The sequence below is a fragment of the Phaeobacter sp. JH20_02 genome (assembly GCF_048056915.1).
In the GTDB taxonomy this organism is placed as follows: domain Bacteria; phylum Pseudomonadota; class Alphaproteobacteria; order Rhodobacterales; family Rhodobacteraceae; genus Phaeobacter; species Phaeobacter bryozoorum.
The window spans coordinates 1-25,139 of record NZ_JAYMVP010000017.1; the positions used below are offsets into that span (position 1 = coordinate 1).

A 25,139-nucleotide genomic window follows, 5' to 3' on the forward strand; every position below is an offset into this window, starting at 1 on the left:
CTGTAGGCGCCCTTTTGAATTGGGGGTCGAAACCCGACCCGAATTTCCTCTGCGCGCGCGGCTTATTTGGTTTATAGGTGAAAATCAACCCGTTCCTGTGCGTCCTGTCGCAAATCACCGCCAGATCATGAACCATAGGCCACAGAGTTGCCGCCACAGGGGAATGGCAACAGGGTTCATTGTATCGGGCATGATCGGCCATGTCGGTGTCAGGGGTCCGGCCGGTCAGAGCCTGGCGGAAACGGATCTGGATCCACCGCGCGCGTGAGGCGGAATCAGCCCGCCGCGGCTACCGGTGGTTCTGTTGCCCCGGTGGTGCGCAGTTGGTCGACCTGTCCGGAGGTCTGTTCGGGCCCGAACCAGCCCTCTTTCTTGCGCTGCTCGACCAGCCAATCCTCGATCTGGCCCACAGCGTTGCGCGCCAGTCCCCGCATCTGTTCTTCGCGGGTCCGGGCATGACCGGATCCGACCAGGAAACTGTCTGCCGTTGTTGTCTCAAAGACGGTGAATTTCTTGACGACCTTGTTCAGTTTGGCACCTGCGGCGTCGTCCCAAACGGTCACATTGACCGCCAGAACCGATTTCGGGCTGAGCACGAGGGGTACGCCGCCGGGGGCAACAAAATACCCTTCAACGCTGATCCCGAAATGATAGATCTTGTCGCCCTGATACTGGCTGAAGCGGGCATTGACCTCATTGGTGAGGATATCGACCCATTCCTCTTTTGAGACTTTCCGCGACCCCGGCACCATCTGAACCTTGGATGCGATGACGATGTTATGACCCAGCTTGAAGTTCCCGAGTTCCTCCAGCGGTTCGTCCGGCGCAGCGGCGGTACAGGCGGCGACAGCGACCATGGCGGCCAGGAGGGTAAAGATCCGGATCATAGCAGTCTCATTTCAGTTAGAAGACATCCCCAGATAGCCGCCCGGTACGGAACCGGTAAAGCCGTCATGGCCCTACGGTTCCACCGGGTGGCGCTGAGGTCACAGGTGCAGGGCAGCCACATCTGATCCTATTTGAACTTGTAGTTGCGCGGGAACCCGTAGGGCGGCCGTTTGCCGACACCTGCGCGCTTGCCCAACCACTGGCCCAGATCGGTTTCATGACGGGTCTTGCCACCGCCCATTTCCCAGCTGAGACCGTCATCCCAGTTGAACGTGGTGACATCGCTCAAACCGCCATCCAGCTCCAGCGACCCCTGCTTGCCACGGGCCATATTGTATTTCTGCAACCGCACGCCCTTGCCACGGGACAGCTCGGGCATCTCCTCAACCGCGAAGACCAGGAATTTGCCATTCTCAGACACCACTGCAACGTGATCGCCAATCACGGGGATGCAGATCTTGGCACGGTCGTCATCCTTGACGTTCAGCACCTGCTTGCCGCCGCGTGTCTGGGCAACGATATCTTTCTCGGCGCAGATAAAGCCGTTGCCCGCATCCGAGGCGACCAGCAGGCGACCGTCTGGATTGTGGATCAGGATATCGACAATCTCGACCTCATTGGGCAGATCCACCATCAGGCGCAGGGGTTCACCCATGCCGCGCCCGCCGGGCAGGTTGGACGCGGAAATCGTATAAAACCGCCCGTTGGACGCAAAGACCAGAAGCCGGTCCGTGGTTTCGGCATGGAAGATAAAGCGGGGGCCATCGCCATCCTTGAACTTCAATTCCCGGCCCAGGTCGATATGGCCGGTCATGGCACGGATCCAGCCCATCTGCGAGCAGACCACGGTGATCGGTTCGCGGTCGATCATCGCTTCGAGCGGCACATCTTCGACTTCGCCCGCCTCGGCAAAGCGGGTGCGACGCGGACCGCCCTCATAGGATTTGCCAAACTGCTTCTTGGTGTCCTTCAGCTGTTCGGCGATGCGGCTCCACTGGAGCTCTTCGGAGGCCAGCAATTCGACCAGACCGGCGCGTTCTTCCTGTAGGGCATCGCGTTCGCGCACCAGTTCGATCTCTTCCAGGCGACGCAGGCTGCGCAACCGCATGTTCAGGATCGCTTCGGCCTGGACTTCGCTCAGCTCTCCAGGCCCGGCGGCGGGCGAGATATAATCGGCTTCGGTATAGGCGCGCGGGTGATCAAGCGCCCAGTTCTCGCGCATCAACGCGGCCTTGGGATCATCGTCATAACGGATGATATCAATCACGCGATCCAGATTGAGGAAGGCGATAATGAACCCTTCCAGAACCTCGAGCCGGTGATCGATCTTGTCCATCCGGTGCTGCGACCGGCGCTGCAACACGTCGCGACGATGATCAAGGAAGGCGCGCAGCACCTCCTTCATCGAACAGACCTTGGGGGTCACGCCGTCGATCAGCACGTTCATGTTCAGGCTGAAGCGGATTTCCAGATCCGAATTGCGGAACATCATGTTCATCAGCACTTCGGGATCCACATTCTTGGACTTCGGCTCAAGAATGATGCGGATATCCTCGGCTGATTCGTCCCGAACATCGGCCAGGATCGGAATCTTCTTGGTCTGGATCAGCTCGGCGATCTTTTCGATCAGCTTGGATTTCTGGACCTGATAGGGGATTTCGGTAATGACGATCTGCCACTGGCCACGACCCAGATCCTCAACCTCATGGGTACAGCGCAGACGGAAGGATCCGCGCCCGGTGTTATAGGCCTTGGCGATATTTTCGCGTGGCTCGACAATCACGCCGCCGGTGGGAAAGTCCGGTCCCGGCACGTAGTTCAACAGCGTATCATCACGGGCATCCGGGGTCTTGATCAGATGCAGGCAGGCATCGATCAGTTCGCCGATATTATGCGGCGGGATATTGGTCGCCATGCCCACCGCGATACCGGCCGCACCATTGGCCAGGATATTCGGGAAGGTTGCGGGCAAAACAACCGGTTCGGTCAAACGCCCGTCGTAATTGTCACGGAAATCAACGGCGTTCTCGCTCAGCCCGTCCAGCATCGCCTCGGCTACAAAGGTCATCCGTGCCTCGGTGTAACGAGAGGCCGCCGGGTTATCGCCGTCGATATTGCCGAAGTTGCCCTGCCCGTCGACCAGCGGATAGCGGACGTTGAAATCCTGCGCCAGACGCGCCATCGCGTCGTAGATCGCCGCGTCGCCGTGGGGATGGAAATCACCCATGGTGTCGCCGGAGATCTTGGCCGATTTCAAAAAGCCGCCCGTCGAGGTGAGACGCAGGCGGCTCATCGCGTAGAGAATGCGGCGGTGCACCGGTTTCAGGCCATCGCGGGCATCGGGCAGCGCCCGGTGCATGATGGTGCTGAGAGCATAAGTCAGGTACCGCTCGCCAATCGCACGGCGCAGCGGCTCCAGTATTTCTCCGGTTGCGGGGGAATCGGGGGTGTCTTGATCATCTACCAGGTCGGTCATGCTCTGGTGATACTGCCCCCTCCGGTCTTGGTAAAGCGGGGCCGTGCGAAAATGCGGAGTTACCCCCACATATCGACCCCGCCACAACCGGCAGGGTCTGCCCGTCGCCCGACCACCGCCCGTACGACCGACAAAGCCGGCTTGGGGGAGAAAGTCGCCACCTCTCCCCTACTACGACTCGAAAAACTGCTGTAAGATCTAAGTTAAGCCGGAACAATCTGTGCAGCGGGTGCGTATTACCTGCAGCCGAGCGAATGCTCGATAATCATGAATTTGCACAGGTTTTCAGGCTGATCCTGGGGGGGATTTGTATATGTCACGCTTTGTTATCGCATCATTTCTGTTTTTGGGCTGGGGTTTTTACGAAGCCAGTGGCGGCGCTGATTTTGAGCCGCCCAAAGGCCCCTCTGCTGCCATCGACATCGCCAAGGCTGCTTTTGGCAGTGATGTCGACACCAGCGACACCGCAGCGCGCCGCACCGCGGTGACCGCAGAATCGCTGGTCAGCAAGGTGGCCCTGCGCGTGCCACAGACCGCAGCCACAACCTCAATGAACGCAAAATCGCCGCGCCCCTCCGCAGACCCCAATCTGCGTTCGCGTGTCGCGATGGCGCAGATCGCCGCCGTTGGTGAGGGGCTGAGCAACAGTGACGCTGCATTTTCCGTGGCCCAGGCTGCGGCGCCCGCCTCTGCGCGGATACCGGGTTCGGGCGATACGGCAACGGTGCAGCTGGCCTCGCTGTCGGATGGGCTGTCGGGGCAACCCCTGATTCAGGCCGCGCTCGAAGCGGATGCCGCCGAATTGAACCCGGCCGAACCCGCAGAAGACATCCGGACCATCACTGCAACCCGCGTCAACATGCGGACAGGCCCCGGCACGGTTTACCCGATCCTGGATCGGCTCAGCAACGGCGAGAAAGTCACGGTTGTTGAGGACATTGGCACCGGCTGGCTGCACCTGCGCACCGTAAAAGACGGCAAGGTTGGCTGGATTGCGGCTTCCCTGGTGAGCAAGAAACGCCCATAAAGCGCCGGTACAGGTGACCGCGCGAGGGGTTTTATGCAGAAAACGATCCTGATCACAGGCTGTTCCTCCGGGATCGGTCTGGATGCTGCGCATGGTATGCGCGAACGTGGCTGGACCGTGTTCGCCTCCTGCCGCAAACCGGTCGACTGCGACAGGCTGCGCGCGCAGGGATTTGTCAGCCCGCTGATGGATTATACAGATGCAGAAAGCCTGCGCAGCGGTCTGGCAGAGGTGCTGGAGCGCACCGGCGGCACGCTGGACGTATTGTTCAACAATGGTGCGCACGGGCTGCCCGGCGCTGTTGAGGACGTCTCGACTGAAGGGCTGCGCAGCATCTTTGAAAGCAATGTCTTTGGCTGGCACGAGCTGACCCGCAACGTCATCACGGTGATGCGCGCACAGGGGCACGGGCGGATCGTGCAGAATTCCTCGATCCTCGGTTTTGTGAGCTTCCCCTGGCGCGGCGCCTATGTGGCGACCAAACACGCCATCGAAGGGCTGACCGATACCATGCGGGTTGAGCTGCGCGACAGCGGCATCAAGGTCGTTCTGATCGAGCCCGGCCCTGTGACGTCGAAGATCCGCGAAAAGGCCATTCCCCATTTCGAGAAATACGTCGATTGGGAGAACTCCGCCCTGCGCGACCGCTATGAGGCCAGCCTCCTGAAGCGGCTCTATGAAAGCAATGGACCAGACAGGTTCGAACTCCCGGCATCCTCAGTCACGGCCAAACTGATCCATGCCTGCGAGAGCCGACGGCCACGTCCGCGTTACTATGTCACCGTGCCGACCCATATCGGAGGTGTGCTAAAACGCATCCTGACCACACGCGCGATTGACCGTATCCTCGCGCGGCTTAGATAGCTGATGCGCGGCGGGCCCTGCCATGAAGGCAGCGGCTGTCGCGGCAAGAAACAAGGAATATGAGAAGATGGGCGATCCGCTCTACATCCTGGCGATTGCTGCGATCGCCGCAACCGTCATCGTGCTGGTAATCGGCATTGGTGGGTTCGGCGCCGGCGGCGCCTTCAATGCCAGAAATGCCAACAAGATGATGCGCCTGCGCATCCTGTTTCAGTTCCTCGCCGTGGTTTTCATCCTCGGATATGTCTATCTTCGCGCTCAGGGAGGTCAGTAAATCATGGTCGTATTGAACAAGATCTACACCCGTACCGGCGACAAGGGCGACACCGCTCTTGGCAATGGAGACCGCGTTGCCAAACATTCCGCGCGGGTCAATGCCTATGGCACCTCGGACGAGCTGAACGCCTTTGTCGGGGTGGCGCGACAGGAGGCCGACGGCGAGATGGACGCGGCGCTGGCGCGTATTCAGAATGACCTGTTTGACCTGGGCGCGGACCTCTGCCGACCTGAAATGGACAAAGATGCCAATGCCGAATACCCGCCACTGCGTGTTGCCGATGCACAGGTTGCGCGTCTGGAGGCGGAAATTGATGTCATGAACGCCAATCTCGCGCCTCTGCGCAGCTTTGTGCTGCCCGGTGGCGCAGCTCTCTCCGCACATCTCCATGTATGTCGTACCGTGGCGCGCCGCGCCGAACGTCTGGCAACCGAGCTTGCCACGCAGGAGGACATCAATCCGGCAGCGGTGAAATATCTCAACCGGCTGTCCGACTGGTTCTTTGTTGCGTCGCGTGCCGCCAATGACAACGGCGCGCGAGATGTGCTCTGGGTGCCCGGCGCCAATCGGTAAATGCCGCAATGACAATACCCCACGCGCCCGGCCGAGCGGCGCGTGGCAGAGCTGGTGGATGATCGCATAGCGCTGCGGCAACCTGTCCCATCGAGATCAAGCACCGGTATAGCTGCCGCTGCGGCAGTGCAGCATTATCGGCGAAACATTCCTGCAAAACTGCTGATGCAAACCGTCAGACGCGACGTCGGAGGGCGGTAACGTGACGATTTTGCCCTGTTGCGGCGCAATCTAAGCCGCTATCAACATCGCGAGAGCATGGAGGAGAGTCGCCCCGGCGGCTTACCGTTTGTTAAGGAGAGAACGCAAAATGAAGGTACTTGTGCCTGTCAAGCGCGTGATTGACTACAACGTGAAGGTCCGCGTCAAAGCGGACGGCAGCGGTGTCGATCTCGCCAACGTCAAAATGTCGATGAACCCGTTTGACGAAATCGCCGTCGAAGAGGCGATCCGCCTCAAGGAAGCCGGCAAAGCTGATGAGATCGTCGTTGTCTCCATCGGTGTGAAGCAGGCGCAGGAAACCCTGCGGACCGCGCTCGCCATGGGTGCCGACCGCGCGATCCTGGTTGTTGCAGCAGATGACGTGCATACCGACATCGAGCCGCTGGCCGTTGCCAAAATCCTCGCCAAAGTGGTCGAGGAAGAGCAGCCCGGCCTGGTTCTGGCAGGCAAGCAGGCGATCGACAACGACATGAATGCCACCGGTCAGATGCTGTCGGCGCTTCTGGGCTGGTCGCAGGGCACCTTTGCCTCTGAGCTGGACATCGATGGCGATAGCGCCGTTGTGACCCGCGAAGTGGACGGCGGCCTGCAGACCATCAAAGTGAAGATGCCCGCCATCGTCACCGTTGACCTGCGCCTGAACGAGCCGCGTTACGCTTCGCTGCCGAACATCATGAAGGCCAAGAAGAAGCCGCTGGACGAGAAAACCGCCGCCGACTACGGCGTCGATGTCTCCCCGCGTCTGGAAATCATCTCCACCACCGAACCCGCAGCCCGTGCCGCAGGCATCATCGTGGGCTCCGTGGATGAGTTGGTCGGTAAACTCAAAGAAGCGGGGGCTGTGTAATGGCTGTTCTTCTCCTTGCCGAAGTGACCGATGGCGCCCTGGCGCTGGACGCAACCGCAAAAGCCGTGACCGCGGCAAGCAAGCTGGGCGACGTGACCGTTCTGGCCGCTGGCGCCTCTGCGGCAGCAGCCGGTGCAGAAGCCGCCAAGATTGCAGGCGTGTCGAAGGTTCTGGTTGCTGAAGACGCCTCGCTCGGCCACCGTCTGGCGGAACCGACTGCTGCGCTGATCGCCTCGCTGGCATCCGACTATGAGCACATCGTGGCGCCTGCGACCACTGACGCCAAGAACGTCTTGCCCCGCGTTGCAGCCCTGCTGGACGTGATGGTCATTTCGGATGTATCCGGTGTTGTCGATGGCGACACATTCGAGCGTCCGATCTACGCAGGCAACGCGGTTCAGACCGTAAAGTCGCGCGACGCCAAAAAGGTGATCTCGTTCCGGACATCCACCTTCGACGCGGCTGGTGACGGCGGCTCCGCCTCCGTTGACACCATTTCCGCTGCCGAAAACCCCGGCCTGTCCGAATGGGTCGAGGACAAAGTCGCCGCCAGCGATCGCCCCGAGCTGACCTCGGCCGGTGTTGTTGTGTCCGGTGGTCGTGGTGTTGGGTCCGAAGAGGACTTCAAACTGATCGAAAACCTGGCCGACAAGCTGGGTGCGGCGGTTGGCGCCTCCCGCGCGGCCGTGGATTCGGGCTATGCACCGAACGACTGGCAGGTGGGTCAAACCGGCAAGGTCGTGGCGCCTGAGCTTTATGTTGCGGTTGGGATCTCCGGCGCAATTCAGCACCTGGCAGGCATGAAGGACTCCAAGATCATCGTTGCGATCAACAAGGACGAAGAGGCTCCGATCTTCCAGGTTGCCGATTACGGCCTGGTGGCCGACCTGTTCCAGGCCGTACCCGAGCTGATCGAAAAACTGTAAGCGCATCGCGTAAACATGTGAAAAGCCCGCGACATCTGTCGCGGGCTTTTTTTGTTTCAAACAACCTTTCGGGTCGCGATCAGTTCCTGAGGCGGGGTTGCAGATACTGCGCCACCTGCGCCGCAATTCTAACATGCTCCTTCGGGCCGACCATTCGCTGGGCCGACGGCAGGTCAAGCTGTCCGTAGAACATGCCGTCAATGTCTGCGGCATCCCGCGCGGTATGGACAGGGATCTCAACAACCCCGAGCACACGCGCACGCAGTGCATCCACCATCGGCCGGTCAACCAGCGCAGGCTCATGCCCAAACAGGGCCTGATGATCGACGTCGTAATGGATCCAGAGCAAAGTCACCTCCCCATTGAGCGCCGCGATCAGCTCTCCCATACGGTCAACCCAGGTCTCTTGCAGATGATCACGAACGGTTTCGTAACGGGTTCTGCAACAAGATCGGAGCGCGCTCAGCAGGTGCTTGTTAAAGTGATACTCCGTGAAATCCATTTCCGGATACAGATCCCGCAGCGGCTCATGAGCGCATAAGAACCTGTCATTGCGCCGGGGATGAACCTTGTAATAGCCGTTGGAGATATTCTGTGCCCCCAGCACCTGGACAAGAGATGCTTCGGCCTTGCGGGCAATATCCAGAATATCCGGATCGCTCAAAAAGCTGTCGACCCCGGCATTCACGCTGCCAAGGTTTACGCAGGGGCGCTGTAGAATCGTTTCTGCTTCGGCCACGAAGGGACGTTCGACAAAGCGTCCAAAGACCTCTGTGCCGCCAATAAATGCCAAATATGGTTCAGTCAGATTACGCGCCGGCCCGCGGACCAATAATTTCGAGCCCGCATAGCTGCAAGGCTCGCCCGCAAGCGCTGTCGCGCTCTTGAGTTCATAGCTCATAATACCCACCAAATTTCACCCGAGACTCACTTAATCCGAGATCCGTTGACGAATTGCTAATGCTCAACTTTGCCTAAAAACCCGGCCAATCGGCCTTGTGCCGCCCACGGACCCGCCAGTATGATCCGCCGGAAAACTCCCAAGAGGCATGAGCGATGGACATCCAGAAAATAGGCGTGATTGGTGCAGGCCAGATGGGCAATGGCATCGCACATGTGATGGCGCTGGCAGGCTATGATGTTGTTTTGAATGACATAAGCCAACAGGCCTTGGACAGTGCCGTGAATGCGGTGAAGAAGAACCTGACCCGGCAGGCCAGCAAGGGCAAGATTGAGCAGGCGGATGTTGACGCTGCACTAGGGCGCATTTCGACAACGCTAACGCTGGCGGATGTCGGCAAGACTGATCTGGTCATCGAAGCGGCGACAGAACGCGAAACGGTGAAGCAGGCCATTTTCGAGGATCTGCTGCCGCATCTGCTGCCGCACACGATTCTCACCTCCAACACCTCATCGATCTCGATCACCCGACTGGCCAGCCGGACCGACCGGCCGGAGCGCTTCATGGGGTTTCACTTCATGAACCCGGTGCCGGTCATGCAGCTGGTCGAACTGATCCGCGGCATCGCCACAGATGAGGCCACTTTCTCGGCCTGTCACGCGGTGGTGGAAAAACTGGGCAAGACCGCAGCAAGCGCGGAGGATTTCCCCGCCTTTATCGTCAATCGGATCCTGATGCCGATGATCAATGAGGCGGTCTACACCCTGTATGAAGGCGTGGGATCCGTGAAATCCATTGATGAGTCGATGAAGCTGGGCGCCAATCATCCGATGGGACCATTGGAGCTGGCTGATTTCATCGGTCTGGATACCTGTCTTGCCATCATGAATGTACTGCATGATGGTCTGGCGGACACCAAATACCGCCCCTGCCCGCTGCTGACGAAATATGTCGAAGCAGGCTGGTTGGGCCGGAAAACGCAACGCGGGTTCTATGATTACCGGGGCGAGATCCCAGTGCCGACGCGATAGGCGGATATCTCAGAAAGGGGGCGCTGCCCCCTTCGCAGGCGAAACCGTCTGCCAGACGGTTTCCGGGAAGCCTGCTCATCCCCCGGGATATTTTCAGCCAGAAGATGAGGCGCGGCGGCTCTAGCCCTGCTTGCCGAGCGACAGCGTATGTTCGCGCAGCCAGGCCATAAAGCCGCGCGGATCGCTCTGCAGCTTTTCCATCTGCGCATCGCTAAGGGGTTCACCGACAACCGGGCTCTGCGGCTTGTTGCAGGATCGCACGATCTCATGCAGCAACAGCCCCTGACGCAGGATCGGCGAGACCTGATTGGCGATCTGGTACCAGCGAGAATTGCTGCCCGGAAAAAAGATGGGCACCACACGCGCGCCGGAGCGGCGAATGAGCTGGGCGGTGAACACGTTCCATTCCCGCTCGATTGCGGGGCCGAACCAGCTGTCCGAGGACATCACCACACCGGAGGGAAACAGCGCGACCACGCCCCCCTCTTTCAGATGTGCCATCGTCTTGGCCCGCATTTCGACCATCTTGCTTTGTGCTTCGGGGTCATGGGGAAACGGGACCGGGATCATAAAAGAGGTTGCCGCCTCGTCCAGGCCGGTCAGCACGGAGCGGGTCAGGATGCGATAATCCTGACGCACCCTGCCAATGAGATCCGCAAAGATCATCCCATCGACCATCCCATGCGGGTGATTTGCAACCACCACCACCGGCCCCTCTCGCGGGATGCGCAGGATTTGCTCCTGCGGTGTTTCCAGATCGATTCCCATGACATTGAGGGCACCGCGCCAGAATTTCTGGCCCCGGTATTCGGCGTTGCTGCGCTCGAACCGGCGCACCATCCTGAGGATCGTCAGCTTGCCCGTGCACCATTCGATGGCGCGGATCGCAAGAGACGTCCAGCGGTCGTCAAAGGAATTGGCATAGGTGAGAGTCCGGCGGTCATAGATCTCGCCGGTCTCTTCGGTCCCTGGCGTCGCGCCAGCGTCGCGATCATGCGCAGTATCCGCCAAGTGCCTTGTCCTGTTCCGTAGCTTTGAATGAGCCTCAGTAGCCTTCGCCGAACTTGTCAGCAACAAGCGTGTCCAACGCCGAGGCAAGCGCCTCTGCATCCGGGCCCGAGGTCTCGATGTCAATAGTCGTTCCTTTTGAGGCTGCCAACATCAAAAGCCCCATGATGCTGTCCCCGGAGGCCGACAGCCCGTCCCGTGAGACTTCGGCCGTGGCATCAAAACCCTCGACCACCTCGACCAGCTTCGCTGAGGCGCGCGCGTGCAGTCCTTTTTCATTGACGATTTTCAGCGTTTTACGAACCATTTAGTGCGCTTGCTCCCCTTCGGGGTTGATATTTTGGGCGTTAATGTACTTGCGGCCCGCCTCCATGGCATGCCTGACCGCATCCGCAACAGGCAGATGGCGGGATTTTGCCAGTTTGATGAGCATCGGCAGATTGGCCCCGTAGAGGATCCGGCGATCTGGTGGCGTACAGGCCAAGAGGCTGAGGTTCGACGGAGAACCGCCAAACAGGTCCGTGACCACAACGACACCGCCGCCGCTGTCGACGGCATCGGCAGCACGGCAGATCTCGCGCTGCTTCTCATCCCTGTCGTCTTCTGGGCCTATGCTGATCGCCTCCAGGCAGACCTGAGGACCCACAACATGTTCCACGGCGGCCAGATATTCTCTGGCCAGCCCCCCATGTGCAACGATCACGATTCCGATCAAGCCGGTCCCTCACTTCTGTCGCTGGCCGTGCAGCTCGCGGTGTCTAATTGACACCTGCTGCCCGTTTTCCGCAAGGTCCTTGGCCAGGGTTTCTGCCATCGTGACCGAGCGGTGCTGCCCTCCGGTGCATCCAAATGCTATAGAGAGATGCGATTTACCCTCTTCTCGATACGCAGGCAACAGCAAGCGGATCAGATCAAGCACCCGGTCAAAGAACGGCTGATAGCGGCTGTCTTCCTGGACATAGCTCTGCACCTTCGGATCCCTCCCGTCTAGGCTTCGCAAGTCTTTCTCCCAATAGGGATTGCGCAGGAACCGGCAGTCGAACACCATATCAATGCTGCGTGGCACGCCGCGTTTGTAGGAAAAGCTCTGCAAGGAAACCGCCAGCGCCCGCCCTTCGGGGGCAAAGCGGCGTTCGATATCCGCCTTCAGCTGGTGGATGTTCATCTCCGAGGTATCAAGCAACAGGTCGGAACGGTCGCGGATCGGCAGCATCAGATCAATCTCGCGAAGCACCCCGACCTCAGGATCCTCGGCCGGGGCAAGCGGATGGCGGCGCCGGGTCTCCGAGTAGCGTCGCAGCAGGACATCGGGGTCGGCATCGAGGTAGAGCACGGTCAGATGTAGATCCCGGCGCGCAGCCAGCATGTCGATAACATCGAGCAAGGCGGCGGGGGAGAAATCCCGGTTGCGACTGTCGAGACCCAGCGCCATCGGTCGGGTCAGGCTGTTGGTCTCCACCAGACCGGGCAGCAGGCGCAAAGGCAGATTGTCAATCGCCTCAAAACCGAGGTCCTCCAGCACGTTGATGGCCGTGGTGCGCCCGGCACCGGACGGGCCTGTCACCAGAACGATCGGCACCGCCGTTGGATCAGGGACAGCATCCGGGTCAGGCATCGGGATTCAAGGCTCCGTGTTTGAGAAACTGCAGCAGCGCAGGGGCGAAATGCGGGCCGTCGACACGACGCAGCTGGCGGATTGGCCGGTTGAGGATCGTGGTTTCAATCTGGGGCGGCAGACGTTCGGTTTCAACATGATCCAGATCGACGACACCGGCCAAATGCGCCTGGTCTGCTGCCCGGGCGAACAGCAGGCCCAACCCGCGCGCCTCGATCATATTGCGCAATGGTTCCGGCGCGCTGACCACCAGAGCGTCATCGCTGGCAGTTATGATCACCTGATCATCCGCGATCAGCTCCGCCCCGAGCGCCATCATTTGCAAGGCCAGTGTCGATTTTCCACTGCCGGAGCCGCCCGTGATCAACAGACCCTGCCCCGCCACCGCGACACAGCTGGCGTGAAGCCGACAGGTCGGCGTCGCAGCCATGGATCAGACCGGGAGGCCGACGACAAACCGAGCCCCCAGAGGTTCCGAGGTGATGTCAGCTTCGGTCGGGCGGATATTCTCGGCCCAGATCACACCACCGTGTGCTTCGACGATCTGTTTGGAAATCGCCAGGCCAAGGCCCGAGTTATTGCCAAAATGCTCAACGGGCCGTTGTGAATAGAAGCGTTTGAACACCTTGCTCAGGGCCTGATCGGGGATGCCGGGACCGGTATCTTCAACCACGACCAGAACGCGGTTGTCGCGACGGCGCGCCCAGACGCGGATGGCATCGCCGTCCTCGCAGAAGGAAATCGCGTTGGTGATCAGGTTGACGAAGACCTGCGCCAGCCGGGCCTCCAGCCCCTGAATTGTTATCGGTGTCTTTGGCAGGTCGGTGATATAGTCGATCCCCTTGCTGCGCGCATCCTCGCCAAGGAATTGATTGAGGTTGCCAAGCATATGGAGGAGATCAAAGCTCTCCTCCTCCTCTTTCACCAGCTCAGCGTCCAGCCGCGAGGCATTGGAGATATCGCTGACCAGCCGGTCCAGACGCCGCACGTCGTGTTCGATGACATCCAGCAGCTTGTCACGCTGATCTTCGCGTTTGACCATCCGTAGCGTACCGACCGCCGATTGCAGGCTGGCCAGCGGGTTCTTGATCTCATGAGCCACATCTGCGGCAAACTGTTCATTGCTGTCGATGCGATTATAGAGCGCCTTGACCATACCACGCAGGGCGCGGCTGAGACGGCCAATTTCATCCGGGCGGGCGCTCAGATCGGGAATGCGAATGCGCCCAGGCTTTGATTTTCGGGAGTCGCCATCGCGACCCAGCTCTGCGGCTTCTGCGAGGTCTGCGAGCGGGTTTGCGATCGTGGAGGCCAGCACCAAGCTCAACCCGATGGATACCACCAGCGCAACCACAAACATCTGCAGGACGCGCTCCTGCTCGCCGCGAACCAATGCGTCGATTTCGCCGGTTGGTGAGGCCAGCGTGACAACGCCGATCGCTTCTCCCTGAAACAGGATCGGCGTGGCAGCGGAGAAGACCGTGCCGCCGCTGGTATCAACAACGGCCTTTACCTCTGTCCCGCCGACCAGCGCCTGTTGCACCATAGCGCGCAGCTGGTCCTCAAGAGGCTGGGCCGGGCTCTCCGGCGTGTCCGACTTCAACAGTCCGCCCACAAAGGACCAAACAGCCGCCAGAGCATCGCTGATCAGGGTTGCTGATGGGCTGGCGTCATTGAGAAGGTCCAGCGCGCCGCCCTGTTCGACCCCCTTGGTCTGGGCAATCAGCGTCCCTGCGGTGTCAAAGACAAACACTTCCGCACCGGCCCGCAGGCTGATGTTCTGAAGGGTCGTTACCGGATCTATCCCGTCGCCGACCGCAAGGCTCACGGTGCCCAGTTCAGGCAGCTGTGCCTCAAACACATCCGAGATCAGCATCGCTTCGGCCGCCAGGGCACCTGCGCGCTGAAGCACAAGGCTCTGACGCGAGGAATTGAGATAGAGGATACCCGACACCAGAATGATCAGCGCAATCAGGTTCAGCGTGATGATCCTGCGTGTGAGCGGCGACGCCCGCAGCGTCAGGACGCCGCGACGGGCGCGCCGGTCCTGAAGTTCACGCGCGACGTTCTGCTCCGGCGCGACCCAATCATCGCCCAGAACAACATCACTATCCCGCCGTGGACGGGTTATGCCAGAATCGCGCATCGGCGTTGTACTCCGCCTGACCCTGAGCAGGGCTTACTCTTCATTGTAACGGTACCCGATACCATAAAGCGTCTCAATCGCCGAGAATTCAGGGTCCGCATTGCGCATTTTCTTGCGCAAGCGTTTGATGTGGCTGTCGATGGTCCGGTCGTCCACATAGACCTGATCGTCATAGGCGACATCCATCAGCTGGTCGCGGCTTTTGACGAAACCCGGTCGCTGTGCCAGTGCCTGCAGGAGCAGGAATTCGGTCACCGTGAGCGATACATCCTGCCCCTTCCAGCTGACAGAATGGCGTAGGGGATCCATCCGCAGGTTGCCACGCTCCATCACCTTGTTTTCGGTGGTGGTGGCCACTGCATCGCCGCTGATCGCCTCCTGACGGCGGAGCAATGCGCGGATGCGTTCGACCAGCAGCCGCTGCGAAAACGGTTTCTTGACGTAGTCATCAGCGCCCATGCGCAGGCCCAGAACCTCGTCAATCTCATCATCCTTGGAGGTGAGGAAGATCACCGGCATCTGGGTCTTCTGGCGCAGTCGCTGCAACAGGTCCATGCCGTCCATCCGTGGCATCTTGATATCAAGGACGGCCATATCGGGCAGCTTCTTGTTGAACGCGTCCAACGCAGCCTGCCCGTCATTATAGGTCTCAACCTCGAAGCCTTCAGCCTCAAGGGTCATCGAGACCGAAGTCAGGATATTCCGATCATCATCGACTAAAGCAATCTTAGACATCTGATTGGCCCCTAATCTGCTCTTTTTTGCGTTTTTTAGACGTTCATCGCCGTTCTACCTCGGCGAATCAATGCCAATTGAGGAATCTCGACACAGTTTCGCCTCAATTGAGACAAAAATACCTTAGCAGGCGCTGAACATTCCGGCATCTACCCTCGCAAATTGTCTTTAAAAAAAATGGTTGCGCTAAACATCGCCTTGATGGCGCTAACTGCGTCAAACCGTTCTGTTCAGCCAGTAAAACCTCATGTTAAGACCACCCACATCGGCCGATTGTGCCGATCTCTGCCCCAGGGCGCGGCTTTTATTGTTTGCGGCCTTCAATGGTCGACACAGGAGAAAGAACACATGGCATCTGGACGGGTTAACCCGCAATTCCGCCTCGAAGATCAAGGTATCGAAGGACTGGGGAACGTCTATTACAACCTCATGGAGCCAGCTCTGATCGAGGCAGCTCTGAAGCGCGACGAAGGTACTCTTGGCAACGGCGGCGCCTTCCTGGTGACCACCGGCAAGTTCACCGGCCGCTCCCCCAAGGACAAGCACGTGGTGAAAACCGACAGCGTCGCTGATACCATCTGGTGGGAAAACAACGCCGAGATGAGCCCAGAGGGCTTTGATGCGCTCTACGAGGACATGCTCGTCCATATGCAGGGCAAAGATTATTACGTGCAAGATCTGGTCGGCGGGGCCGACCCTGTCCATGCGATCAATGTGCGCATGGTCACCGAACTGGCCTGGCACGGGCTGTTCATCCGCACCATGTTGCGCCGCCCGGATCGTGAGGATCTGGATGATTTCATCGCCGACTTCACCGTGATCAACTGCCCGAGCTTCCAGGCGAACCCTGAGCGCCACAACTGTCGCAGTGAGACGGTGATTGCGATGAACTTCGATCGCAAGATGATCCTGATTGGCGGTACGGAATATGCCGGTGAGAACAAGAAATCCGTCTTCTCGCTGCTGAACTACCTGCTGCCGGAAAAAGGCATCATGCCGATGCACTGCTCCGCCAACCACGCCAAGGGCAACCCTGTGGACACCGCCGTGTTCTTTGGCCTCTCCGGCACCGGCAAGACCACCCTCTCCGCGGATCCTGACCGGGTGCTGATAGGCGACGATGAACATGGCTGGGCCGACAACGGCACCTTCAACTTTGAAGGCGGCTGCTATGCCAAGACCATCAACCTGAATGCCGAGGCAGAGCCGGAAATCTACGCCACTACTTCCAAGTTCGGCACCGTGATCGAGAACATGGTGTTCGACCCGGAGACCAAGAAGCTGGATTTCAACGACGACAGCCTGACGGCCAATATGCGCTGCGCCTACCCGCTGCACTATATCTCCAACGCCTCGGAAAGCGCCCGCGGCGGCCACCCGAAGAATATCATCATGCTGACCTGCGATGCCTTCGGAGTGCTGCCTCCGATCGCGCGGCTGACCCCAGCGCAGGCGATGTACCACTTCCTGTCCGGCTTCACCTCCAAGGTGGCGGGCACCGAGCGCGGCGTGACCGAGCCGGAGCCGACCTTCTCCACCTGCTTTGGCGCGCCCTTCATGCCGCGCCGCCCGGAGGTTTACGGCAACCTGCTGCGTGAGAAGATCGCCCAGCATGGCGCCACCTGCTGGCTGGTAAACACCGGCTGGACCGGCGGCGCCTATGGTATCGGTTCACGGATGCCGATCCGCGCAACCCGCGCTCTGCTGACCGCCGCCCTGGATGGTTCGCTGGCCGAGGCTGAGTTCCGCAAGGATGGCAACTTTGGCTTTGACGTACCTGTGACCGTTCCGGGCGTGGCCGAGGTTCTGCTGGATCCGCGCCGGACCTGGGACGATCAGGCCGCATATGACGCGCAGGCTGCGAAGCTGGTTCAGATGTTCTCCGACAACTTCGAGCAGTACCTGCCCTACATCGACGATGATGTGAAGGCAGCCGCGATCAGCTAAGCCGACCACAGTCAGATCAGAAAAGCCCCGGTCCATGGCCGGGGCTTTTTCGTGTCTGGCAATGACCGATCTACTGCCCCGGTTTGATCCCGCCATCTTCCAGTTTGTGTTCCGGTTCCACGTGGATCGTAACCTGCGCTGTAGGCAGGGAGACGCGGATCGCCTCTTCGATACGATCACAGATCGCGTGCGACGCCCGCACGGTCATCTCGCCTGCGACAACCATATGGAACTCGACAAAAACTGCCTGCCCGGCGCGCCGGGTTTTTAGACCGTGCACCTGCAAGGCACCCTGCGCGGTCCGGTGGATGATCTCGGCAATCTCCTCGCGTTCGTGGGATGGCGCAGCCTGATCCATCAACCCGCCAACAGAACTGGCTACGACGCGGTACCCTTCGCGCAGGATATTGACTGCCACAAGCAGCGCCAGAAGCGGATCCAGCCATGGCCAGCCTGTCGCAAGCGCAAGACCAAGGCCGCAAAGAACCCCGGCAGAGGTCCAGACGTCGCTCATCAGGTGGCGCCCACCGGCAGATAAGGCAGGCGAGGCCAAGGCCGTACCACGCCCGATCAGAACCCGCGCCCACCAGAGATTGACCAGCATCGCCACGGCATTCACCAGCAGCCCCAACGGGCTCCACACCAATGGCGCCGGGGTGCGCAGCGCCTCTATCGCCTCGTGCAGGATCAGCAGCGCCGCGACGATAATCATGATCCCTTCCAGCACCGCCGAGAAATACTCGGCCTTGTGATGGCCAAAGGGGTGACCAGCATCAGGCGGGCGATTGGCGTAGCGAACCGCGAACCACGCCATGATAGCACCACCGATATTGACCAGAGACTCCATCGCATCGGAAAACAGGGCAATTGATCCGGTCATCCACCAGGCCAGCGCCTTCAGCGCCAGCACCAGCAGCGCAACGACAATAGATGCAGTGGCCAACTGTTCCGCGCCAAATCTCTTCACCATATGCCGTCCTTCGTCTGCCCGTTCGGATCATACAGGCTCTAGTGATGGTGTTAGAGCCTATGAGATGAGGCCCCGCCGCAGCAGATTTGCCCCCGCCAGCAGCAATACAACCAGAGTTACCCGCCGAAAGGTGACCTGATTGATCCGATCCTGCAACCGTCCGCCGATCCACATTCCCAGAATCGCCGGAGGGATCAGCAACATTGAAAAGGGCGCGGTCTCGGCCCTCATGACACCGGACCCGATATGCGCCACCAGCAGCGCCACGGCGCCCAGCCCGTAGATGACTCCCTGTACCCGCATCTGCTCGCGCTTTTCGGTTCCAAGCGCTGTCAGATAGGCCACCGTGGGCGGCCCCCAGATACCGGAGAAGCCACCGATGAAGCCGGCGACAGCAGCGACCGTTACCTCAATACGCGGTGTGGCGCTGGAAATGGGGATTGGAATCCCAAACAGCTGCAACAAAGCAAACAGGGTGACCGGCCCACCTATCAGGATCAGCATGACGTCCTGTGGCAATACGCGGACCAGCTGCGCACTGCCCAGCAGAAAGATCAGACCCACAAGCAGAAAGACCCTGAACCGCCGAATCGACTCCCAGGCCGCCATTACCCCTTGCCGCAGGGCCTGCATCCCATTGGTCACCAGCGTGGGCAGAATCAATCCGGCAAGCGCGATATCGGGCGGTAAGAACAGGCTAAGTCCTGAAACAAGGATCATCGGCATGGCAAAACCAACCATCCCCTTGACCGTGCCGGCAAGTGCTGCAATCGCAAACGCAAAGATCAAGTTTTCCGGGGTAAGACCCGCAGAGAGGAAAACGGTAAGGATCGAATTATCGGACATGATCAAACCCTTAGCACAGGTTTCCATCGCCGTGCGCGCAAAATCGTTACGTAATTTTTGATCCAATCATAATGCTGCAGGGTATTTTTGTTGCGCTGCAACTGCAAAATGATTTACCACTGAGCCAGCTGAAAAGGATGTGATTCATGGCCCACGACGGACAGGACCCGCAAATGCAACCAACGCTTATTCCTGATTTGCTGGCGCTGACCGCTGCTGCGCTGGAACCGGTTGACCAGCTGCTGGAGGCGGCCCGTAGCACCGTCCGCGATCAGGTCAGCGAAGGCGGCCGGGTCTCTGGCGCGCTGGTCGAGGCCAACCAGACCGCCGCCCATGGCCTCGCCTGGCTCGCGACCTACGCCTACAGCCTGCGCCAGATGCACCGCTGGGCCAGCGACCTGCACTCAAATGGCAAGTTTGGCGAGATGGAGCACCTGCTGCTACAAATCGGTTTTGGCGAATACCTCTGGCAGATCTACGGCGGCATCCAGATGAACCAGGGCGAAATCCTGCGTTTGCAGGATCTGGGCCTGTCGCAAGAGAGCCAGCGGATGCTGATGGCCCCTGCCGTCATGACGCTCTGTGACAGCGGCAACACGCAGGCAGCGCGCGTCCGGCTGGTTGAGCTGATGCAGGAACAGGCCGGATCGGTGATGTTCGGCGCCTCGGGTCTGGACGAAGAACTGGAGATGATCCGCGACCAGTTCCGTCGCTACGCGGTCGAAAAGGTCGAGCCAAACGCCCATGACTGGCATCTGAAGGATGAGCTGATTCCGATGGAGATCATCGAGGAACTGGCCGAGATGGGCGTCTTTGGTCTGACCATCCCCGAAGAATACGGCGGCTTTGGTCTCTCCAAGGCGTCGATGTGTGTTGTCTCCGAAGAGCTGTCGCGCGGCTATATCGGCGTCGGCAGCCTTGGCACCCGCTCCGAAATCGCAGCTGAGCTGATCATCGCAGGTGGGACTGAGGAGCAGAAGGCCAGTTGGTTGCCCAAGATTGCGAGTGCAGAAATCCTGCCAACGGCTGTGTTCACAGAACCCAACACAGGCTCCGACCTCGGCTCCCTGCGCACCCGCGCGGTGAAGGATGACAATGGCGACTACAAGATTACCGGCAACAAGACATGGATCACCCATGCCGCCCGGACCCATGTGATGACCCTCCTCGCGCGGACCGACCCCGACAGCACAGATCACCGTGGCCTGTCGATGTTCCTTGCGGAAAAAACACCGGGCACCGATGAAAACCCGTTCCCAACCGACGGTATGACCGGTGGCGAGATCGAGGTTCTGGGCTATCGCGGCATGAAGGAATACGAGCTGGGCTTTGACGGGTTTCACGTGAAGCGTGAGAACCTCCTCGGTGGTGAAGAGGGCAAAGGTTTCAAACAGCTGATGGAAACGTTTGAATCCGCCCGTATCCAGACCGCCGCCCGCGCCATCGGTGTTGCGCAATCGGCTCTGGATATCGCTATGCAATATGCCCAGGACCGCAAGCAGTTCGGCAAGCCGCTGATCGCCTTCCCGCGTGTGGCATCGAAGCTGGCGATGATGGCGGTAGAGATCATGATCGCGCGTCAGCTAACCTATTTCTCCGCCTGGGAAAAGGACAACGGCCATCGCTGTGACCTAGAGGCGGGCATGGCAAAACTGCTTGGCGCACGTGTTGCCTGGGCGGCTGCCGACAACGGCCTGCAGATCCACGGAGGCAATGGGTTTGCCTTGGAATACAAGATCAGCCGCGTGCTCTGCGATGCCCGCATTCTCAACATCTTTGAAGGCGCTGCAGAAATTCAGGCGCAAGTCATCGCGAGACGCCTCTTGGCCTGAGTTCAGTCATTAACTCCCCTGGACACTCCTCTGACCCGGTGCGTTTCGCGCCGGGTCTTTTTTATCTTTGCGCGTCCCTGGTTGGTTGACCTCGCCCCCTCATCGAGTAGCGTGCGCCGATGCGGACCAAGTTTTTCTCTCTCGTCACCCTGACTTGCGCTTTGCCCCTAACGGGCTGTTTCGGCGATGAAACCCTGCGCGGCTACGGCGGCCGTGGCGTGCTATGGCAGCTGCAGGAGATCGACGGCCATATTGTGAAAGACGCCACAACCCTGTCCTTTGATCGCGGGGAGAACGTGTCCGGCGCCCTGCCCTGCAATCGTTTCACCGCACGGCTGGACGTCCCCTACCCGTGGTTTGACCTAGCGCAGATGGCGACCACGCGCCGTGTTTGTCCGGCTCTCGGCGAAGAGGTGGCGGTTCTCGACGCCTTGCAGCAGATGCAGATCGTGGAGATCAAGGGCGACGTCATGATCCTGTCAAATGAAACCGGGCGCGAGATGGTTTTCAAGGCTGCCGACTGAGCACATCCAAAAAGCGCCCCCGCGCCTCTGGCAGCGGGATGTTGCCCAGCGATGGTGCAAGCCTGTGTTCCAGAAAGAAACCCGTGGTGGACAAAGCCGCTACGATGTCCTGCGTCTCGGCCCCTCCACGTCCCAGTAACACGTCCGGCAAGGGCAACATGCGGTCGGCCCATTCCCCCGCCCCAGCGCGCGACACCGCTCGCCCGCTTTTGGGGGAGACATAGATTAGCTCATGTCGACTGCCAGTGACGGCGCAGTGATCGAGATCCAAGCCGAAGCCCATCTCCTCCAGCAGCGCAACTTCCCAGCGCAGATAGGCCAGAGGCCAGATATCGTCACGCCCCAGAAGGTCCAGAAGCTGCGCGCTGCGCAGATACAGGTCAGGGTGCGGTTCGCGTTCAGGCAGGCAGAAGGCGAGCAGCGCCGTCACCGCGTTCAGCCCGGCAAGCGCCAATCGGCTGGACATTGCCGTGGCGGCGCGGCTGCGGATCAGCTCAGCCTGATAGCTGCCAAGATGGTCTTCGAGCCGCGCGCGCCAGGTCAGGTCCAGTTGGGCACCCGGCTGCAACACCGGCGCCATCCGGCGCCCCGCGCCACCGCGGACGATCCCGGAGTGACGCCCGTGTTCGACGGTAAACGCATCCACGATGGCAGCACTTTCCCCATGGCGGCGCATCGTCAGCAATATGCCTTCGTCGCGCCACTCCATGATCAATCCAGCCCCGGCTCGTCCAGCAAATGCCGCCCATCGCGATCTTCGACCTCGATTACCCAGAGGTCAGGGTCGAAACTGCGCTGTTTGGCGATGGCGGCATCGACATCCGCCTCATCCCCCTCGGCCAGAGTGACCCAGCTGCGCAAGCCGCTCATCAGGTCATAGGAGCGGTGCAGAGCCTGCGCCCGACGGTCCAGCGTGTTCAGCTTCACCAATACGGCCCCCGCTGTGTCATCACCATGAGAGGTCACAAAGGCAGGGATATCGGCGAGCCGCAATCGGGTGAGATAGGCCTGCACCCAGAAACTGGCGGTCAGCCGCGCCATATGGGATCAATTCCCGTCCTTGAAATCGAGGCCCATCTCGGAATAGCGCTCGGATTCTTCCAGCCAGTTCGGGCGGACCTTCACCTGCAGGAAGAGATGCACCTTGCGGTCCAGAAACTCTTCCAGCTCAGCGCGCGCCGCCTGGCTCACAGCCTTGATGGTCTCGCCACGCTTGCCCAGAATGATGCCCTTGTGACCATCGCGCACGACATAGATGATCTGGTCGATCTTGGCGGAGCCATCTTTGCGCTCTTCCCAGTTTTCAGTTTCCACCGTCAGTTGGTAGGGCAGTTCCTGGTGCAGGCGCAGGGTCAGTTTCTCGCGGGTCATCTCTGCGGCGATCATCCGCATTGGCAGATCGGCGATCTGGTCCTCAGGGTAGAGCCACGGGCCTTCTGGCAGCTGCTCCGCCAGCCAGCTGCGCAGATGGTCGACACCGTGGCCCTTCTCGGCCGAGATCATAAATGTGTCGGCAAAGGGGTAGCGGTCGTTGAGTTCCTTGGTCAGGCCAAGAAGCACTTCGGATTGAACACGGTCGATCTTGTTGATTGCGAGGGCAATCTTGCGCCCCTCGCCGATGTTCTCCAAACCTTCCAGGATGCGCTCTACCCCTTCGGTGATACCACGATGCGCCTCAACCATCAGAACAACCACATCAGCGTCCGCAGCTCCACCCCAGGCGGCAGCAACCATCGCGCGGTCCAGACGCCGCCGCGGCTGGAACAGACCAGGCGTGTCGACAAAGACGATCTGGCTCTCCCCCTCCATGGCGACACCGCGGATGCGGGCGCGAGTGGTCTGCACCTTATGGGTTACAATCGACACCTTTGCCCCAACCATACGGTTGAGAAGGGTGGATTTGCCCGCGTTGGGCTCACCAATCAGGGCAACAAAGCCGGCGCGTGTGGTCATTTTTCCTGCTCCAATCGAGCCAACAGAGATTTGGCTGCGGCCTGTTCGGCCTGACGTTTTGATCCGGCGGTTGCGCGGCCTTCGGTGCCGTCCTGCAGCTGCACGGAGATGGTAAATTCCGGCTGGTGGTCGGGACCCTTGCGCTCAACCAGTACATAGGTGGGCGGCTGCTCTCCGCGCGCCTGAGCAAATTCCTGCAATGTGGTCTTGGGATCGCGCGCATCCGCCTCGACCCGGCCAATTCGATGGCCCCAGAGCCGCAGGATCAACTGCTGGGCGGCCTCAAAACCACCGTCCTTGTAGACTGCGGCGATGACCGCCTCCATTGCATCCCCCAGCAAGGCCAGTTTGCGTCGACCGCCTGACATGGTCTCGGAGCGGCCCAGTTTTAGCACGGCCCCCAGATCAATCTCCCGTGCCACATCGGCACAGGTTTCCTTGCGCACCAAGGCGTTGAAACGTGGCGCCAGCTGGCCCTCGGTTGCGGTCTTGTCCGTATCCAACAACGCCGTCGCCATCACCAACCCCAGAACCCGGTCGCCCAGAAATTCAAGCCGCTGGTTGTCCTGCCGGTTCGGAGACGAGACCGAGGCATGTGTGAGGGCGCGCACCAAGAGTGCCGGCTGGGAGAAATGATAGCCGATCCGCGTCTCAAACGCGCGCATTTCTTTAGAGAGTTTCACTCGATCCCCTTGAAGAAGCGATCCGCGCGCCAGGTCCAGAAAAACAGCATCGACCGGCCAGCCGAGGAGAACATGATCCGATCTGCGCGACCAATGAGATTTTCGAAAGGCACATAGCCGACACCACCGGCCGATTGCGGCAGTCGGCTGTCGGAGGAATTGTCGCGATTGTCACCCATGAAGAAATAGTGACCAGCAGGCACCTGATAAATGCCTGTGTGATCCATACCCTGATTGCCGATGTTGAGCACAACGTGCTGACTGCCGCCCGGCAGAGTTTCGATCTGGCGGGATTTCGTGCAGGTTGCCCCTTCACCCACAGGGGCGTTTTCACAAAGAGGATAAGATCCGGCAGGTCCCTGCGGCGCCATCAGCTCCTCGAACTCGCCTGCATCCTGCAGGGCAACAGCCGCGCCATTGATATGCAGGACGCCGTTTTTGACCTGGATCTTGTCCCCCGGCAAGCCAACCAGCCGCTTGATGAAATCGTTCTGGTTTACCGGGTGGCGAAAGACAACGACATCGCCGCGTTCGGGTTCATCGGCCCAGATGCGCGAGTTATCACCGTCAAGGAAGCCACAGATATCACTGCTGTCGATGTCGATGCCGACGCTGGGGAATTTCAGGCTGGGGCAGGACGCCGAAGAGTAGCCGTAAGCCATTTTGTTCACGAACAGAAAGTCGCCGATCAGCAGGGTTTCCTTCATCGAGCCCGAAGGGATCCAGAACGGCTGAAAGAACAGGGTGCGGAATACACCTGCGATCAGCAGGGCGTAGACAATGGTCTTGACCGTCTCAAGGATCGAACTTCCGACTGTTGCTTTGGCCGTCATCAGGCTCTCCGGTCT

27 protein-coding genes are annotated in these 25,139 nt (G+C 60.0%); 10 read left to right on the top strand and 17 right to left on the bottom strand.

Annotation, left to right across the window (positions count from 1 at the left end):
* Positions 1–275: 275 nt before the first annotated feature.
* A complete protein-coding gene (locus VWY34_RS04195) occupies positions 276–887 on the bottom strand; it encodes a hypothetical protein (protein ID WP_416544475.1) in 612 nt (203 codons plus the stop codon).
* Positions 888–1,015: 128 nt separating this feature from the next.
* Entirely contained in the window at positions 1,016–3,364 is a 2,349-nt protein-coding gene (locus VWY34_RS04200) for a DNA topoisomerase IV subunit A (RefSeq protein ID WP_340546568.1), read from the bottom strand.
* 313 nt (positions 3,365–3,677) lie between these two features.
* On the opposite strand from VWY34_RS04200, the gene VWY34_RS04205 reads away from it, so the two are divergent.
* The 6 genes from VWY34_RS04205 to VWY34_RS04230 all read left to right on the top strand — a co-directional run bounded on the left by VWY34_RS04205 (position 3,678) and on the right by VWY34_RS04230 (position 8,100).
* Positions 3,678–4,391, top strand: a complete 714-nt coding sequence (locus VWY34_RS04205; RefSeq protein WP_340546567.1) for an SH3 domain-containing protein — start codon at positions 3,678–3,680, stop codon at positions 4,389–4,391.
* Between the two features lie 33 nt (positions 4,392–4,424).
* Complete coding sequence (locus tag VWY34_RS04210; RefSeq protein ID WP_416544476.1) at positions 4,425–5,255, top strand: SDR family NAD(P)-dependent oxidoreductase; 831 nt, start codon at positions 4,425–4,427, stop codon at positions 5,253–5,255.
* 67 nt (positions 5,256–5,322) lie between these two features.
* Positions 5,323–5,529, top strand: coding sequence for a twin transmembrane helix small protein (locus VWY34_RS04215; protein WP_040176068.1), 207 nt, complete (start codon positions 5,323–5,325; stop codon positions 5,527–5,529).
* 3 nt (positions 5,530–5,532) lie between these two features.
* A complete protein-coding gene (locus tag VWY34_RS04220) occupies positions 5,533–6,105 on the top strand; it encodes a cob(I)yrinic acid a,c-diamide adenosyltransferase (protein ID WP_416544477.1) in 573 nt (190 codons plus the stop codon).
* A 310-nt stretch (positions 6,106–6,415) separates the two neighbouring features.
* Positions 6,416–7,174: an electron transfer flavoprotein subunit beta/FixA family protein gene (locus VWY34_RS04225; RefSeq protein ID WP_340546564.1), complete on the top strand. Its 759-nt coding sequence runs from the start codon at positions 6,416–6,418 to the stop codon at positions 7,172–7,174.
* The gene (locus tag VWY34_RS04230) at positions 7,174–8,100 is read left to right on the top strand and encodes an electron transfer flavoprotein subunit alpha/FixB family protein (RefSeq protein ID WP_340546563.1); all 927 of its coding nucleotides are present in this window, start codon (positions 7,174–7,176) and stop codon (positions 8,098–8,100) included. Before VWY34_RS04225 ends, VWY34_RS04230 begins: the two co-directional genes overlap by 1 nt.
* A gap of 79 nt (positions 8,101–8,179) precedes the next feature.
* On the opposite strand, the gene VWY34_RS04235 is transcribed toward VWY34_RS04230, so the two are convergent.
* Positions 8,180–9,001, bottom strand: a complete 822-nt coding sequence (locus VWY34_RS04235) for a DUF6473 family protein (protein WP_340546562.1) — start codon at positions 8,999–9,001, stop codon at positions 8,180–8,182.
* A 155-nt stretch (positions 9,002–9,156) separates the two neighbouring features.
* On the opposite strand from VWY34_RS04235, the gene VWY34_RS04240 reads away from it, so the two are divergent.
* Entirely contained in the window at positions 9,157–10,032 is an 876-nt protein-coding gene (locus VWY34_RS04240; protein WP_340546561.1) for a 3-hydroxybutyryl-CoA dehydrogenase, read from the top strand.
* A gap of 120 nt (positions 10,033–10,152) precedes the next feature.
* On the opposite strand, the gene VWY34_RS04245 is transcribed toward VWY34_RS04240, so the two are convergent.
* Genes VWY34_RS04245 through VWY34_RS04275 form a run of 7 tightly spaced genes read right to left on the bottom strand, consistent with a single transcriptional unit; the run spans position 10,153 to position 15,536 of the window.
* Positions 10,153–11,043 carry a lysophospholipid acyltransferase family protein gene (locus VWY34_RS04245; protein ID WP_416544478.1) on the bottom strand — a complete coding sequence of 297 codons (891 nt, stop codon included), beginning with the start codon at positions 11,041–11,043 and terminating at the stop codon, positions 10,153–10,155.
* Positions 11,044–11,077: 34 nt separating this feature from the next.
* On the bottom strand, positions 11,078–11,347 hold the full coding sequence (locus VWY34_RS04250) for an HPr family phosphocarrier protein (RefSeq protein ID WP_340546559.1): 270 nt from the start codon (positions 11,345–11,347) through the stop codon (positions 11,078–11,080).
* Positions 11,348–11,755 carry a PTS sugar transporter subunit IIA gene (locus tag VWY34_RS04255; protein ID WP_340546558.1) on the bottom strand — a complete coding sequence of 136 codons (408 nt, stop codon included), beginning with the start codon at positions 11,753–11,755 and terminating at the stop codon, positions 11,348–11,350.
* A 9-nt stretch (positions 11,756–11,764) separates the two neighbouring features.
* Complete coding sequence (rapZ, locus tag VWY34_RS04260) at positions 11,765–12,655, bottom strand: RNase adapter RapZ (RefSeq protein WP_340546557.1); 891 nt, start codon at positions 12,653–12,655, stop codon at positions 11,765–11,767.
* Positions 12,648–13,085, bottom strand: coding sequence for an HPr kinase/phosphorylase (locus VWY34_RS04265; protein ID WP_340546556.1), 438 nt, complete (start codon positions 13,083–13,085; stop codon positions 12,648–12,650). Before VWY34_RS04265 ends, rapZ begins: the two co-directional genes overlap by 8 nt.
* Positions 13,086–13,088: 3 nt before the next feature.
* Positions 13,089–14,801, bottom strand: coding sequence for a sensor histidine kinase (locus VWY34_RS04270; protein ID WP_416544479.1), 1,713 nt, complete (start codon positions 14,799–14,801; stop codon positions 13,089–13,091).
* A gap of 33 nt (positions 14,802–14,834) precedes the next feature.
* Positions 14,835–15,536, bottom strand: coding sequence for a response regulator transcription factor (locus tag VWY34_RS04275; protein WP_340546554.1), 702 nt, complete (start codon positions 15,534–15,536; stop codon positions 14,835–14,837).
* A gap of 348 nt (positions 15,537–15,884) precedes the next feature.
* Here VWY34_RS04275 and VWY34_RS04280 point away from each other — a divergent pair, with 348 nt between their 5' ends.
* Positions 15,885–17,483 (top strand): phosphoenolpyruvate carboxykinase, encoded by a 1,599-nt coding sequence (locus VWY34_RS04280; RefSeq protein ID WP_340546553.1) that lies wholly within the window; start codon positions 15,885–15,887, stop codon positions 17,481–17,483.
* A gap of 70 nt (positions 17,484–17,553) precedes the next feature.
* On the opposite strand, the gene VWY34_RS04285 is transcribed toward VWY34_RS04280, so the two are convergent.
* Together VWY34_RS04285 and VWY34_RS04290 are read right to left on the bottom strand one after the other, a co-directional pair.
* The gene (locus tag VWY34_RS04285; protein ID WP_416534636.1) at positions 17,554–18,453 is read right to left on the bottom strand and encodes a cation diffusion facilitator family transporter; all 900 of its coding nucleotides are present in this window, start codon (positions 18,451–18,453) and stop codon (positions 17,554–17,556) included.
* Positions 18,454–18,510: 57 nt separating this feature from the next.
* Entirely contained in the window at positions 18,511–19,299 is a 789-nt protein-coding gene (locus tag VWY34_RS04290) for a sulfite exporter TauE/SafE family protein (RefSeq protein ID WP_416544480.1), read from the bottom strand.
* A 146-nt stretch (positions 19,300–19,445) separates the two neighbouring features.
* Between VWY34_RS04290 and VWY34_RS04295 the strand changes: the two genes are divergently transcribed.
* A complete protein-coding gene (locus VWY34_RS04295; protein ID WP_416544481.1) occupies positions 19,446–21,131 on the top strand; it encodes an acyl-CoA dehydrogenase family protein in 1,686 nt (561 codons plus the stop codon).
* A 119-nt stretch (positions 21,132–21,250) separates the two neighbouring features.
* Positions 21,251–21,655 carry an META domain-containing protein gene (locus VWY34_RS04300; RefSeq protein ID WP_416538340.1) on the top strand — a complete coding sequence of 135 codons (405 nt, stop codon included), beginning with the start codon at positions 21,251–21,253 and terminating at the stop codon, positions 21,653–21,655.
* On the opposite strand, the gene recO is transcribed toward VWY34_RS04300, so the two are convergent.
* From recO to lepB, 5 genes are read right to left on the bottom strand one after another with little or no spacing between them, the layout of a single operon-like run.
* Complete coding sequence (gene recO / locus VWY34_RS04305) at positions 21,639–22,364, bottom strand: DNA repair protein RecO (RefSeq protein ID WP_340546548.1); 726 nt, start codon at positions 22,362–22,364, stop codon at positions 21,639–21,641. The genes VWY34_RS04300 and recO overlap by 17 nt on opposite strands.
* A 2-nt stretch (positions 22,365–22,366) precedes the next feature.
* Positions 22,367–22,696, bottom strand: a complete 330-nt coding sequence (locus VWY34_RS04310) for a DUF1491 family protein (RefSeq protein ID WP_416534640.1) — start codon at positions 22,694–22,696, stop codon at positions 22,367–22,369.
* 6 nt (positions 22,697–22,702) lie between these two features.
* Positions 22,703–23,608, bottom strand: coding sequence for a GTPase Era (era, locus tag VWY34_RS04315; RefSeq protein ID WP_340546546.1), 906 nt, complete (start codon positions 23,606–23,608; stop codon positions 22,703–22,705).
* Positions 23,605–24,291, bottom strand: a complete 687-nt coding sequence (rnc, locus tag VWY34_RS04320; protein ID WP_340546545.1) for a ribonuclease III — start codon at positions 24,289–24,291, stop codon at positions 23,605–23,607. Before rnc ends, era begins: the two co-directional genes overlap by 4 nt.
* Positions 24,288–25,124: a signal peptidase I gene (gene lepB, locus VWY34_RS04325; RefSeq protein ID WP_340546544.1), complete on the bottom strand. Its 837-nt coding sequence runs from the start codon at positions 25,122–25,124 to the stop codon at positions 24,288–24,290. Before lepB ends, rnc begins: the two co-directional genes overlap by 4 nt.
* Positions 25,125–25,139: the final 15 nt, after the last annotated feature.